This window comes from Pedobacter panaciterrae, assembly GCF_013204795.1.
GTDB classification, from domain to species: Bacteria; Bacteroidota; Bacteroidia; order Sphingobacteriales; family Sphingobacteriaceae; genus Pedobacter; species Pedobacter panaciterrae.
On sequence record NZ_JABMKW010000020.1, the window covers coordinates 1762936 to 1777796 of the forward strand.

Annotated in this window: 9 protein-coding genes; 3 read left to right on the top strand and 6 right to left on the bottom strand. The window is 39.0% G+C overall.

Going from position 1 to position 14861, the window contains the following annotated elements:
• Window positions 1-2: 2 nt before the first annotated feature.
• From HQN86_RS26515 to HQN86_RS26540, 6 genes are all read right to left on the bottom strand, one after another.
• Window positions 3-3146 (bottom strand): GH92 family glycosyl hydrolase, encoded by a 3144-nt coding sequence (locus HQN86_RS26515; RefSeq protein ID WP_246269745.1) that lies wholly within the window; start codon window positions 3144-3146, stop codon window positions 3-5.
• 12 nt (window positions 3147-3158) lie between these two features.
• A complete protein-coding gene (locus tag HQN86_RS26520) occupies window positions 3159-4463 on the bottom strand; it encodes a glucosidase family protein (RefSeq protein ID WP_216854524.1) in 1305 nt (434 codons plus the stop codon).
• Between the two features lie 190 nt (window positions 4464-4653).
• Window positions 4654-6660, bottom strand: coding sequence for a sialate O-acetylesterase (locus tag HQN86_RS26525; protein WP_172663839.1), 2007 nt, complete (start codon window positions 6658-6660; stop codon window positions 4654-4656).
• Between the two features lie 115 nt (window positions 6661-6775).
• Entirely contained in the window at window positions 6776-7861 is a 1086-nt protein-coding gene (gene fbp / locus HQN86_RS26530; protein WP_172663840.1) for a class 1 fructose-bisphosphatase, read from the bottom strand.
• A gap of 21 nt (window positions 7862-7882) precedes the next feature.
• Window positions 7883-8374 carry a metallophosphoesterase family protein gene (locus HQN86_RS26535; protein WP_172663841.1) on the bottom strand — a complete coding sequence of 164 codons (492 nt, stop codon included), beginning with the start codon at window positions 8372-8374 and terminating at the stop codon, window positions 7883-7885.
• A 55-nt stretch (window positions 8375-8429) separates the two neighbouring features.
• Window positions 8430-9134: a tRNA1(Val) (adenine(37)-N6)-methyltransferase gene (locus HQN86_RS26540; protein ID WP_172663842.1), complete on the bottom strand. Its 705-nt coding sequence runs from the start codon at window positions 9132-9134 to the stop codon at window positions 8430-8432.
• 78 nt (window positions 9135-9212) lie between these two features.
• On the opposite strand from HQN86_RS26540, the gene purL reads away from it, so the two are divergent.
• The 3 genes from purL (at window position 9213) to HQN86_RS26555 (ending at window position 14833) form a co-directional block, all read left to right on the top strand.
• Window positions 9213-12878, top strand: coding sequence for a phosphoribosylformylglycinamidine synthase (gene purL, locus HQN86_RS26545; RefSeq protein WP_172663843.1), 3666 nt, complete (start codon window positions 9213-9215; stop codon window positions 12876-12878).
• A 118-nt stretch (window positions 12879-12996) separates the two neighbouring features.
• Window positions 12997-13587: an RNA polymerase sigma-70 factor gene (locus HQN86_RS26550; protein WP_172663844.1), complete on the top strand. Its 591-nt coding sequence runs from the start codon at window positions 12997-12999 to the stop codon at window positions 13585-13587.
• Between the two features lie 91 nt (window positions 13588-13678).
• Window positions 13679-14833 (top strand): FecR family protein, encoded by a 1155-nt coding sequence (locus tag HQN86_RS26555; protein ID WP_172663845.1) that lies wholly within the window; start codon window positions 13679-13681, stop codon window positions 14831-14833.
• Window positions 14834-14861: the final 28 nt, after the last annotated feature.

Sequence of the window (14861 nt, forward strand, 5' to 3'; positions counted from 1 at the left end):
AATTATAGGCCCCAATTCTTATTGGGGCTTGCCCCCATCTTTAGTACTAACTTACCACCCTTAAGCAGTTCTGATGCTGGAAACTTAAATGAGTTTAATACTTTGCCATTAAGTGTTGCACTTTGTACATATTTATTGGATCTGGATACATTTGGCGCCTCTATACTAAAGGTTTTGCCTCTGCCGTATTGCTCACCCAACCCGATGGTTACTTTAGAAAAAAGCGGACTTCCAATTTCATATATAGGATCAGTGCTGCAGCCACCATCAGTCTGGAAAAGTCCCATAGATACCATAATAAACCAGGCACTCATCTGACCCTGATCTTCATCACCAAGATATGCATTAGATACATCAAACCCGTAATAACGATTTATAATTGAGCGACTCCAGTATTGTGTAAGCCAGGGTTTCTTAACCCAATTAAACAGGAAGGCAAAATGCATAGACTGCTGATTACCCTGGATTACCGGATAATCCCAGTATTGATCGCCGGGGGCATTAAAGCGTAATTTATAGCTTTCCTTAAAACCCCACTCCAGGCGTTCTACAAACTTATCTTCTCCAATTTCCTTAGCCAGTCCGGGCACATCCTGTGGCACAAAATAGGTTAGCTGCCAGGCATTCCCCTCTACATACTGTTCATTGGCTCCTGACTTAAAAGGGTCAAAATCAGGAAACCACGAGCCGTCTGACTTACGTAAACGGGCATAACCTGTTTCCTTATCTATTGCATTTTTCCAATAGTTTGCCCGAAGCGTAAACTCTTCTGCAGCTTCCTTTTTACCCAATGCTTTTGCAAACTGTGATACAGTCCAGTCATCATAAGCATATTCGAGCGTATTAGAGAACCTTCCCTTATCGTATGGCACATATTTATGTTTTAAATAAGGTAAAAGGTCTCTGTTTCCTGCAAATCCCAATCCTACTTTTTGGGCAGGTGTAGTTTGCATTTTATACACGGCTTCAAAAGCTTTTTGGGTATCAAAATCTCGAATACCCATCTGATATGCGCCAACTATCAAAGGAATTTCATGCTCAGCAACCATTACAGGCACATAGTTCATTCCTGCCGGACCTTTTGCAAGCCAGCCATTGGCATCATACATCGCCAATTGTGATTTAACCCACCTGGATGACCACTCCGGAGTAACAAGATTCCAAAACTGATTGAGGTTCCAAAATGTATTCCAAAAAGCATCGCAGCCTAAAGCTAAAGCATTTGGATCCTTAAGTTGCTGAATCTTTTGTGTAGCATCAACCCACTTGCCATCCAGATCGCTCCAGGTATTACGACTAGCCAATGCGCGATACATGTTGCTATAAAACCTTACTTTTTCACGCCTGTCGTTAGTAGTAATTGCCAAACGCCCCATCAGCTTATTCCACGCATCACGCTGTCCATTGCGAACTTTGTCGAAACTCCAACCATAAGGCTCTGTAACTTCTTTCAATAAATTTTGAGAGGCATTCTCAATGCTTACAAGCGATATTCCTGTACGTGTTTGCACTACCTGGTTCTTTCTCGTATCAAATTCTACATACGCCCCTGCATCTTTAACCGTACCTGCATTTAGAATATCCTTTTCACTCAGATCGTCGTTTAACCAGGTACCGAATTTTTTAATTGGCTGATCAAACTCAATTACAAAGTGAATCTTATAATCCTGATTAACATCACCAGACCATGCATTAGGTGTAAATTGCCTTGTAAAACCTTCTATCCTATAATCGCTTACTTTTCTTAATGAAACATCCTTTAATTGATAAGAATATTCTGCAGGGATCTGGAGGTCGATCATTACCCTCGAATTCCCGGCCTTAGGATAGGTATACCGTTGAAAGCCGCATCTGGTTGTAGCCGTTAGCTCGGCCTTAATGTTATAGTCGGTAAGCATCACTTTGTAATAACCTAAAGGCGCTTCCTCTGTTGATTTATCAATTTGAGATCGATAACCATCTCCAGCCTTACGCTCATCTCCAACTTTAATTTTTAGCGGACCATTAACAGGCAACATCCCCAGGCCAGCCATAGTCCATTCATGAATGTGGCTAAAAACCCCAACACTTTCAAAAGACGGATCATAACCTGCTGTCCATCCGGCATTTTGATTATCAGGACTCAATTTAACCATACTAAACGGCATCCATGGACCTGGAGCAATCATCCATCGCGAATGGGCCGTACCCATCCTGGTATTTACATAATCAGCAGAAGTAAATTGTTGTTGTTTTGATCGCTTAACTGTCCCCTTTTCCAACAATACTCCATTGCTAAAAATCTCGTACCTGCTTTGCTTTGGAGTAATTACAGCAGGCATCGGAACCTCAAACTGATATCTGGAACTATCAAGTTTTTCTTTAAACAGAAGTTTCCCGTCTAGTTTAACAGTAAGTTCGGGGTTTCCTGAAAGGTGCTGTGCATCTACAAGCAATGGCTGAATCTGTTTACCATTCTTGGTTAACTCGTACTCAGCAGCTTTTACATTCCTTAAAAAGATAGCTTTATTATTAACCAACACTGCACTCTGAGGGCCTTCCAATCTCACCTGATCGAATACCATCCAGGAACCATCCAGTGAAGTAAGTACCATCTCGTTTCCTCCTTTACGGAGCATTCCAGATTGAACCGGAATTTCTATTTTATATTCCTTTGCGTCATTCAGATCACCTTCAACAACCCGACCTGATTTGTACTTTGGCAACTGTTTTACAAAAGCTTTACCGTTGATGATCACTTTAAGCAGCGGAGGAGAATCACCTTGATAGCCCAGTAAATCAATAACAAAATTCCATTCTCCCTGCACTGGAAAACTGGTTAGTCCAAACAATATGTTTGCAGTATGAGTTCTTAAACCAGAGGTACTGCCCGTGCCTCCCCAACCATCTTTTGGGCCAGGCAAAACATATGGCCAATCCTTTTCAGGTTTTGAAAACCCAATAAGAAAAAACCGGTCTTCCCATCCAAAATCATGATCTAAAAAATGCTTATACCCAGAAGGAGCAAGCGCCATATCTTCATCCTTATTATCCGAAGATCCTATCTCCCAGATCACTTTCTTCTGGGCACACAATGGTACTACCGCGAAGCTCAAAAGCATCGCTAACAATAATACCTTTAAATTGTCGCGGTAATTACTCATCATTTGCTGTCAAAATTATTTTTTAGTCTTCTGTTCAAGTTCCGTAATTGCACTCCACAAAACCCCCGCTTCTCCTCTAAAACTAGATGAGCCCTGAGGTTTGTTGTCTGGTGTGTACCACTCATAAAAGCCTTTGTTTTTTATCACACGATCTAACATTGGCGCCATGGCTTCACAAGCTTCCTCAAGAAGATCGTAACGGATAAGTTGAGACACCATTCTACCACCAAACCAAGTCCAGTCTCCACCATTCTGATACGAATAAGGCCCCATGCCAGTATTTTTAAAAAACCCTTTTGGATATACCGGATATATAGTTAAACCTATTGTTGCGGCATTGGCTTTCTTCACATTTTCCTGCATTTTATTGTAAGCAGCTTTCACTTCTTCTTTACTTAAAAGACCAGCCTCTATTGCAATTGCAGTTCCTCCGTGATAATAAATCTCCGATTCATTAAATGATGCGGGAAATGGCGAACCATTTAAATATATATGTGGTACAAATTTCTGTTGAGTTTTATCCCAAAGGTGTTTACGAACATTTGCAGCTAAGCTTCCTTTGATGTCTTTCCAATATCTTTGTGATTTTGAAGATAAATCTGCCATGTCAAGAAAATCATTAATGGCAATTATGAACATTGCATTATCATAAATATCTATGGTTCTGTGCGAGTTAGAATCTAATACAACACCCCAGCTATGTTCTGGCTGAACATCTCCCCAGTCTACAGTTGTTGCACCCCATACCAATCCGTATTTCTTTTCGAAGCGCTTGGTAAGCAAAAACTCCATAGCTTGTTCCAGGTGTTTTTGTACAGATGCCCCAGCAACGGTATCCTTCAAAATGGTTTTATCGCCAGTACCTCTTATATACTTAGCAATGGCTTGTACAAGAGAAGTCTCCTGATCTGTTTCTACCGTATTTTTATGCCCGGCATAACCTGGTGCAAGTGCTGAATGATAAAAATCATATGAAACACCGCCTTTTTTTATCGGAATATAGCCGTCTAAAATTCCCCCGTCTGGTTGCTGAAATTGAAAGAAAGTAATCAAATGTTTTTTTATAAGATCTTTATCATTCACTTTACAGGCAACAGTCAAAAAGGTATTAAGATCTCTTATCCATACCTCACCATAACCATCTCCGGCTGTAAAACCTTTCTTTATTAATGTCTCTGCCATTTCCTTTACGGAATCAGCGGAAGGTTTAATAGATTCAACTTTTTTAGACACACTGGCGGATAAAACACTTTGTCCATTCGTACTTTTACTCAGGGCAAAAGCACTTAAACAAGTTATTATTAGTATTCTTATTCTCATATATGCTATTTATTAGACGTTTTAGGATTCGTTACAAGCAATGATTTATGCTATTTGTACATACATAGTTACATATTAATTTTATGCAATCAAATTTTTCAGTGTTAAATTTCAATTTTCGCATAAAAACATCCCCCAGACCACATTTTTTAATGTAACCTGGGGGATTCAAACAACTTAAGTAAAAGCTTTATTTTTTTCCCAAAGTGATTTCGGGCCAGTTATCAGTTCTGAATGGCGACGCCGGCAGGCCTGCACCATTTACAAAATTACACTGTGGGTTATCGGCCCAGGCATACCTTACCGAAACAGGATTAGGCACTTCAGCGCTACTAACAATAACCTGATTTCCTTTTATTACAGCTTTAGCCCAATGAAATTTCTGATCGGAACCCGCAACCGAAAAGCCAATTAACTCTCCACCATCACTAGCCTTTAAACCGCCATCGGTAGATCCAAAGGTTAATGCTATGGTATTACCGTCAATTTTTTGTGATTGGTATACCGGGCCGCTATAAGGAATTTTAACCCCATAATCTTTAGCTAGTGCTATAAAAGCTAGTCGCTTACCAACATCCTGTTTGTTTTTTGGATGAATATCAACTGCATCTCCTATGTCAATAGAAACGGCCATCCCGGTATTTGGAAGTGAAAGCGTTTCACGCTGCGCATCTCTTAACTCTGCCCACTCAGACGACTTTGGCTCCTTTACTGCTTGCATAAAATTAGCGAGCTGAACAAAGTAAAAAGGAAAGTTAGGTTGATTCCAGCTTTTTCTCCAATCTTTAATCATTGCAGGAAAGAGTTTGCGATATTGATTTGCCCGGCCGGCATTACTTTCTCCCTGGTACCAAATAGCTCCCTTAATCGGGAATTGCAAATACGGATTGATCATCGCATTATACAATACCGTTACTCTGTTAGGGCCATCATTTGAAGCAGGCATAGGCGCTACGTCTTTTAAATTTAACCCTACCTTGTATTGCCAATCTCCATCAAGCGATAAACGCTCGCCATTTGCAGACACCAGTGATAATATATTTTTATCTGCATAAAGACCACCATCACCGGCACCATCAAACACCCTTACTACCAGAGCAAATGTTCCTGCTTTTACTTTATTTGCAGGGATAGTATAAGCACGTGGCACATTAAATCCTTCTGTTTGACCTATTTTTTCGCCATCAAAAAAAGTAACGTCATTATCATCTATAGTACCCAAATTAACCTTTACCTCTTTACCTGCCCATGATTGAGGGATAGTTATATTTTTTCTAAACCAAACAACGCCATCAAAATCAGGCATCCCACTCTTCTCCCATAACGAAGGCAAAGCCATGCTTTTCCATGATGAAACGTCAAGTGAAGCATCCAACCATGCAGGTTTACCCTGAGCTATACCAGCATCTTTATCTAATACCAGCTTTTGCCAGGCTTCCAATTTCTGTTTAAAGCTAGAGGCGTCTTTATCTTTACCGGAAGTTTCAATTTTGTTAACTGCTTCCACAAAATCCGGTATAGTTTTAAGTGTACCTGCACTAGTCCACGCTTCCGCAATAGTTCCCCCCCATGAGGTATTTATCAATCCAATAGGAACTCCCGTTTTTTTATTGATCTCGCGGGCAAAAAAGTAGGCTACTGATGAAAAATTCGCAACATATTTTGGTGTACATGCTTGCCACCCATCATTATATACCTTAGCATCTTTTAACGGCGAATTGCTGGTTACCTGAACAGTGTGCAACAATCTGATATTCGGATAATTCGCATCGCTTATTTCCTGCTCATAATTATTAACTTTCCCCCATCCTGCCAATGGCATTTCCATGTTAGATTGTCCTGAGCAAATCCAAACATCACCAATAAGCACATTGCTTAACTTAGTAACATCCCCATCAGAAATACTGATATTATATGGCCCACCATAGGAAGGAGTCGGTAATACAATCTTAAACTTTCCATCACTACCCGCTTTAGCAGTATAAGTTTTATTGTTCCAGGTAGCGGTAACCTTTACAGTTTTTCCTGCATCGGTATTTCCCCAGATGGCAACATTGGTTTTTTGTTGAAAAACCATGTTATCACTAAATACAGAAGGTAAAGTTACCTTTGCCTGCACAACGGCGCTTAAAAATAATGAGGCAAGCAATAAGCCGCCTTTAAAGAATTTAACGGAATCGAGGTTCAAGATGTTCATTGTTTAATTTGGTTACATAATGCAATACCAGATCGTTATAAACTATTAGAACCAGGTATCGCTATACACAAACATATTAAATATTAATATATTTTCATTAAACAAAAAGCATCTATTAATCTATACCGCCCACTACCCCCATCTGTTCTAGTTTAGCCTCAGTACCAGAAACATAACGGGAATCTGATTTTTTCTCTGAAGAGAATTCCATCATTAATGACTCCGCAACATGAACCATATGTTCTGACCCTATAAATATAGCTGTGCGCTGATGCAGTTCTGTTGGTTCTATTTCTAATATCCTGTTAAAACCATCCGAAGCAACTCCTCCGGCTTGTTCAACGATAAAAGCCATTGGATTACATTCATACAATAACCGCAGTTTTCCATTAGGAGATCTGGCAGTGGTAGGATAAATATATATGCCTCCCTTTATTAAATTTCGATGAATATCGCCTACCATCGACCCAATATACCTCGATGTATATGGTCTATTGGTGGCCGCATCTTCAACCTGAACATATTTTAGATATTTTTTTACTCCTTCCGGAAAATGGACATAGTTCCCTTCATTTAAGGAATAAATATTTCCATTTGGGGGTATCTTCATATTTGGATGAGATAAGCAAAACTCTCCGATGGAAGGATCTAAGGTAAAGCCGTTTACCCCTTTACCTGTGGTATACACCAACATGGTTGAGGATCCATAAATCACATAACCTGCTGCCACCTGCTCCGTTCCTTTTTGCAAAACATCCTGCAAAGTAGCCTCTCCGTTTGTTGATTTTCTTCTGTAAATCGAGAAAATAGTTCCTACGGCAACATTACAATCAATATTAGAAGAACCATCGAGCGGGTCAATGCACACTATGTATTTGGCATTTTTAGATACTGGTGAATCGATTTTCACAAACTCATCCTCCTCTTCTGTTGCAACAATACAACATTCACCACCACTGGTCAGTGCACTTATAAATTGCGTATTGGCATACACATCAAGCTTCTGTTGCCCCTCACCCTGAATATTCATGGTTCCGGCAGCTCCCAGTATATCAACCAGACCTGCTTTATTCACCTCCCGGTTAACTATTTTGGAGGCAATACCAATATCCCGAAGCAATCTTGAAAGCTCTCCTTTTGCATAAGGGAAATCGGCCTGTTTTTCTATTATAAATTGACCCAGTGTTTTTATACCTGACATATACTTAGTGTATTTAATACGTTATCTAACGCCTATTTCTATGACCTCTAAGTTATGTATTTTTTCTTCTGAAACAGAAAATCTAATTAAAGTTTTAACCTTATGCCAACCCGAATTTCCTGCTGCACCGGGATTTATATGTAAACAATCGATTTTCTTGTCGTACATCACCTTTAAAATATGTGAATGCCCGGTAATAAATAATTTCGGAGGCTTAGTGTACATTTCACCCTTTACCTGCGGAGCATATTTCCCCGGATAACCCCCAATATGTGTTATCCATACATCAAGGTTTTCGCAATTAAAACGCAAGTGTTCAGGGTAAAGGCTTCTAATCTCTTTACCATCAATATTTCCGTAAACGCCACGAAGTGGTTTAAAGGCGGCAAGCTCTTCGGCTACATTGGGTCCAAAATCTCCCGCATGCCATATTTCATCGCAATCGGCAAAGTGTTTAAAAACCGCTGGATCCAAAAATCCATGTGTATCAGAAATCAGGCCTATCTTAGTCAAAGTATATGTTCTTAATATGTATCAAACAAAGCTATGTATAATGACATTTATACAACTAAAAAGCCAGCAAGAAATCTTTAAGTAATCTCTTATAGGCTTCGGTATATATTTTTTCAGATTCGTAAATGAAGAAATTACTAATCTTTGGCGCAACCACTTTCCGCTGGAGGCAAATGATATGGCGAAAAACAGGTTTACTTTCATCAGAACAAACATTTATTCTTTCACCCAGCGCCAGATTAAATGCTGCTGCCCCCGCAACCACAAACTCTGCTTGCTTAACCGGGAGTATTAACCAAATACATCCATCATCAGTTAATAGTTCTGAAGTTTTCATTAACAGCAACTCAAAAAAATCCTGATCAGCGTGCCTTGCAATCCCTTTTCTTTGTTCCGGATTTTTAAGGTCGTTAACAAAATAAGGAGGATTGGAAACAATTAAGTCATATTTAACATCTGTATTATACGATGCTATAGCACAATGGTGGGCTTTAACTCTTGCAGAAAAATTAGAATTGTTAAAATTAGCTGAAGCCGCTAATGCTGCCGATTCGTCTATCTCTACAGCATCAACTAGTGCCTCTGGAAAACGCTGCGCCAGCATTAAAGCAATAACGCCCGTACCGGTTCCAATATCGAGTATTTGTTTAGTGTCATTTTTTTGAACAATAGCGCCTAGTAACACTCCATCAGTATTAATTTTCATGGCACAACCCGACTGGTTTACCTCAAACTGCTTAAATTTAAAAATACTTCCCATACGCTTCTGCGAATATATTACATTCTAACCTCGCGGTTTTAAAATTTTAACGCTAAATTTGCGGCTCAAAACACTACAATGATTTATTTCTTCTCCAATCAATCCAATACAGTTTTCGCTTTACAAACCGCGCAAAACTTATCCGATACTGATATTACAAAACTAGAATGGCTGTTTGGCGGTGCAAAATTAAAGCAAGAAACCGTATTAACAGACTTTTTTGTCGGACCTCGAGCAGCAATGATAACTCCATGGAGTACAAATGCGGTAGAGATTACACAAAATATGGCCATCGAAGGAATCATCAGGATTGAAGAATTTCATAAAGTAGAAGAAGGTTTTTCTGACTTCGATCCAATGTTATCTCAAAAATATAAGGAACTTAATCAGGACATATATACTATTAATATACAACCGGAACCTATTATTGAGGTTAGCGATATTGCTGCCTATAATAAACAGGAAGGTTTATCACTAAGTGATGAAGAAGTAGAGTACTTAAATGGTCTTTCTCAAAGACTTGGAAGAGCACTTACTGACTCAGAAGTATTCGGTTTTTCTCAGGTAAACTCAGAACACTGTCGTCACAAAATCTTTAACGGTAAATTCGTTATTGACGGTGTGGAACAACCTACATCTCTTTTCAAGCTGATCCGTAAAACATCAGAAGAAAACCCCAATGATATTGTTTCTGCCTATAAAGACAATGTTGCCTTTATTAAAGGTCCGGTAGTTCAGCAGTTTGCACCTAAACGTGCTGATGAGCCCGACTATTATGCAATCAGCGATTTTGAATCCGTAATTTCCGTAAAAGCAGAAACACATAACTTCCCAACAACTGTAGAACCATTTAATGGTGCTGCAACCGGATCAGGTGGCGAAATTAGAGACAGACTTGCAGGTGGACAAGGCTCACTACCTTTGGCTGGTACTGCAGTTTATATGACAGCCTTATCAAGATTGGAAGAAAATCGCCCTTGGGAAAAAGGTGTTGAAGAAAGAAAATGGCTATACCAAACTCCAATGGATATCCTAATCAAAGCTTCTAATGGAGCAACTGATTTTGGAAATAAATTTGGCCAACCGCTAATCACCGGTTCGGTTCTTACATTCGAACATGAAGAAGGCGGACGCAAACTTGGTTTCGATAAAGTAATCATGCTTGCTGGTGGTGTTGGTTATGGTAAGGCCAGCCAGGCTAAAAAACAAAAACCTTCTGAAGGTGATAAAATTGTTGTCCTGGGTGGAGAAAATTATAGAATTGGTATGGGTGGTGCTGCAGTATCATCTGCAGATACCGGCGCCCTTGGGAGTGGAATTGAATTAAATGCCATTCAGAGATCTAATCCTGAAATGCAAAAAAGAGCAGCTAATGCTGTACGTGGCATGGTAGAGAGCGATCATAACAGCATCGTATCGATACATGATCATGGTGCCGGTGGTCACTTAAACTGCCTTTCTGAACTGGTTGAAGAAACCGGTGGAAAAATAGACCTTGATAAATTACCTGTCGGTGATCCTACCCTTTCAGCTAAAGAGATTATTGGTAACGAATCTCAGGAGCGTATGGGTCTGGTAATCGGACAAGAACATATAGAAACACTTCAAAAAATTGCAGATCGTGAGCGCTCTCCAATGTATACTGTAGGTACAGTTACAGGCGATCACCGCTTTACATTTGAATCTGCAACTACCGGCGTTAAACCTATGGATCTTGAACTGAAAGACATGTTCGGCAGTTCTCCAAAGGTAATCATGGAAGACAAAACCATTGATAGAAAATACGAGCCGGTTACTTATGATAAAGCCCAGTTAAATGTTTATCTGGAACAAGTATTACAACTTGAAGCTGTTGCCTCTAAAGACTGGTTAACCAATAAGGTTGACCGTTGTGTGGGTGGCCGCGTTGCCAAACAACAATGTGCCGGACCACTACAATTGCCACTTAACAACTGTGGTGTTATGGCGTTAGATTTTCAGGGAAAAGAAGGCATCGCAACTTCAGTAGGTCACGCTCCCCTATCTGCATTAATTGATCCGGCAGCCGGAAGTCGTATTGCTATTGCCGAATCTCTTTCTAATATTCTGTGGGCACCATTAAAAGATGGACTAAAAAGCGTTTCCCTTTCAGCCAACTGGATGTGGGCATGTAAAAACGAAGGTGAAGATGCCAGATTATACGAAGCTGTAAAAGCTTGTTCTGATTTTGCAATCAGCTTAGGAATCAATATCCCAACAGGTAAAGATTCCTTGTCGATGAAACAAAAATATAAGGGCGATGAGGTGATTGCACCGGGTACTGTGATTATTTCAGCTGCAGGAAATTGCAACGACATCACTAAAGTTGTTGAGCCCGTTTTACAAAAAGATGGCGGTTCAATTTACTACATCAACCTATCTAACGATACTTATAAACTTGGTGGTTCTTCCTTTGCACAAATCTTAAACAGAATTGGTAATGAAACACCTGATGTTAAAAATGCAGATCAACTTAAAAATGCTTTTAACACACTTCAGGAATTAATAAAAGCTGACAAAATACAAGCAGGACACGATATAGGTAGCGGTGGTTTAATAACTACTTTACTGGAACTTTGCTTTGCCGATCGTGATCTTGGTGCATCATTAGATTTTTCTTCTTTAGGTGAGCAAGACATTATAAAATTACTTTTTGCTGAAAACATCGGCATCGTATTCCAGGCAACTAGCGATGTTGAGGCTACCCTTTCTGCAAATGATGTTGCTTATCACAAAATTGGTGAGGTTACTTCAACCGCAAGCTTACAAGTAAAAAACAATTCAGATACCTTATCTTTTGACATTGATCACTTACGTGATGTATGGTTCAAAACTTCTTATCTGTTAGATAAAAAACAAAGTGGACCAGTAAAAGCAAAAGAACGCTTTGACAACTACAAAAACCACATACTTAAATACAACTTCCCTACTCAGTTTGACGGAAAGAAACCGGTTATTGATGCTTCAAAACCAAGACCAAAGGCAGCTGTTATTCGTGAAAAAGGAAGTAACTCTGAACGTGAACTTGCTAACGCCATGTACCTTGCAGGTTTTGACGTAAAAGATGTTCACATGACTGATCTTATTGCAGGCAGAGAGACTTTAGAAGACATACAGTTCATTGGTGCGGTTGGTGGTTTCTCTAACTCCGATGTTTTAGGATCAGCCAAAGGATGGGCAGGAGCTTTTATGTACAACGAAAAGGCTAAAGTTGCACTTGAAAACTTTTTTAGCAGACCAGATACATTATCTGTAGGAATCTGTAATGGTTGTCAGCTTTTTGTTGAGCTGGGCTTAATCAATAAAGACCATGCAGAAAAACCAAAAATGCTGCATAACGAAAGTGGTAAACACGAAAGTATATTCACCTCATTAACCCTACAAGAAAACAATTCAGTTATGCTTTCTACATTGGCAGGAACTACATTGGGTGTATGGGTTTCACATGGTGAAGGCAGGTTCCAATTACCTTACTCAGAAGATAAATATCAAATCATAGCAAAGTATGCTTATGAAACTTATCCTGCAAGCCCGAACGGTTCAGATTATAACACAGCAATGATGTGTGATGAGTCTGGTCGTCACCTGGTAATGATGCCACACATTGAGCGTTCATTATTCCAATGGCATTGGGCAAATTATCCGAAAGAACGTAAAGATGAAGTTACACCTTGGATGGAAGCCTTTGTAAACGCCCGTAAATGGGTTGAAACGCATAAAGGATAAGAGCTCAGCCTCTTCCATTATTGCATTTGTCTAAAAATTAATTAGATTTGGTTACAACAGATGTGTAGCAATAGCTCCCATCCTTCTTAACCAAATCTAATTCAATGTTTAGATAACTATGTTATCCTACCAATCTTATACTGATAATGAATTGGTTCTTTTGTTCAAAAAGGATGACCATGCTGCCTTCACAGAAATATATATTCGTTATTCCTCTGCTTTATATAATAGTGCATACAAAATACTGCAAGACAGAGATGAAGTTAAAGATTTAGTTCAGGAAGTATTTACCACACTCTGGAACAGGAGATCGGATTTCACTTTAAATACAAATCTTGCCGGATACTTGTATGTTGCAGTTCGTAACAAGGCACTAAAGACTATCTCCCACCAACAAGTTAAATCAAAATATTCAACGCTCTTACAACAGAACGCTACAACTGAAGCACAGATAGTTACAGACTATGCAATTAGAGAAAAACAACTTGTAGAAATCATTGATAGCCATATCAATGAGCTTCCTGCCAAAATGCGACAGATACTGAATATGAGCCGAAAATCTTACCTCACTCATAAAGAGATAGCCAATGAGCTAGACCTATCGGAGAGTACAGTAAAAAAACAGGTAAACAATGCTCTGAAAATTTTAAGACTTAAACTAGAGGCCTTTCTTGTGCTGTTTACATTGCTAATATTAATGCTTCTTTAAGCCTTCCCAAATAAATTTTCATTTTTTTCTACGCCCTGAACATTTCTTAAAGGTCTTTAGATTAATAAGGACAATTATACGATCCGTCAGCATGGAAAAAAAGAAAATAGAAGAGCTACTAAATAGATATCAGACAGGGGAATGCACTGAAGAAGAAATAGCCTGGATAGAATCTGTTTACAATAAAATTCAAAAAGAAACTAAAGTTGAACTGACAGAAGATATCATAAAAAAAGACCTTTATGATGTTTACCAAGCCTTACCACAGTCACATAAAACAAGAACTATATACCTATGGCAGCGGATTGCAGCCTCTGTGATCCTTGTATTATCAGCATCTGCTGCTATGTATTTCTATTTCAAAAAGCCTGCCCCTGCTAATTATGTAGTACAGGCTCCAGCAAAAACCGATCAAAAGAATTTCGCGCCAGGTATCAATAAAACCTTCCTGACGTTAACAGATGGTTCTAAAATATATCTGGAAACTGCGCCAATTGGAAAAATAACCGATCAGGGAGGCGTGAGAATTACCAAAATCAAAGAGGGAGTAATTTCGTACGCTCAAATTTCTAATCAAGTCAACCTGGTAAATCCCAAAAACACAAATATCATAACAACTTCAAAAGGCGGACAATATCAAATTATCCTTCCTGATGGTTCGCATGTTTGGTTAAATGCACTTTCATCCTTAAAATTCCCAATCTCCTTTAACGGAAAAAAAAGAGAAGTAGAACTAAAAGGAGAAGGATATTTTGAGGTTGCAAAAAATAAAATCCACCCATTTAATGTATTAACCCAAGATCAGGAAGTAGAGGTACTCGGAACTCATTTCAATATCAATAGTTATGAAGACGAACCCACAACTGAAACAACACTATTAGAAGGAAGCGTAAGGATCCTACAGCTTAAAAGCAACAAATCAGCACTACTTAAACCAGGTCAACAGTCTCACCTAAAAGGCAACGGCGCTATACAAGTTAATAGTGTTAAAACTGAAAACGTTATTGCCTGGAAAAACGGATTATTTCAATTTCAAAATTCCGATATCAGGAATGTGGTTCGCCAACTGGCACGTTGGTACGATGTTGATTTCGAGTTTAAAGGCCCAATACCAGTTATCAAACTTTGGGGTGAAATCCATAGAAACACAGATGTATTAAACGCCTTAGAAATCTTAAGTTACTTCGATCTGAAGTATACCATTGTAAACGCGCAAAACAGAAAAAAAATAATTATAACCAAATAGAAATCTTAAATAACCAATGAAAAGGTTT

What these genes read in the sequence shown, in the direction of transcription:
- HQN86_RS26555 (WP_172663845.1), top strand. Translation starts at nt 13,679, where the DNA reads ATGGAAAAAAAGAAAATAGAAGAGCTACTAAATAGATATCAGACAGGG.
- HQN86_RS26550 (WP_172663844.1), top strand. Translation starts at nt 12,997, where the DNA reads ATGTTATCCTACCAATCTTATACTGATAATGAATTGGTTCTTTTGTTC.
- HQN86_RS26515 (WP_246269745.1), bottom strand. Translation starts at nt 3,146, where the DNA reads ATGATGAGTAATTACCGCGACAATTTAAAGGTATTATTGTTAGCGATG.
- HQN86_RS26520 (WP_216854524.1), bottom strand. Translation starts at nt 4,463, where the DNA reads ATGAGAATAAGAATACTAATAATAACTTGTTTAAGTGCTTTTGCCCTG.
- fbp (WP_172663840.1), bottom strand. Translation starts at nt 7,861, where the DNA reads ATGTCAGGTATAAAAACACTGGGTCAATTTATAATAGAAAAACAGGCC.
- HQN86_RS26540 (WP_172663842.1), bottom strand. Translation starts at nt 9,134, where the DNA reads ATGGGAAGTATTTTTAAATTTAAGCAGTTTGAGGTAAACCAGTCGGGT.
- purL (WP_172663843.1), top strand. Translation starts at nt 9,213, where the DNA reads ATGATTTATTTCTTCTCCAATCAATCCAATACAGTTTTCGCTTTACAA.
- HQN86_RS26525 (WP_172663839.1), bottom strand. Translation starts at nt 6,660, where the DNA reads ATGAACATCTTGAACCTCGATTCCGTTAAATTCTTTAAAGGCGGCTTA.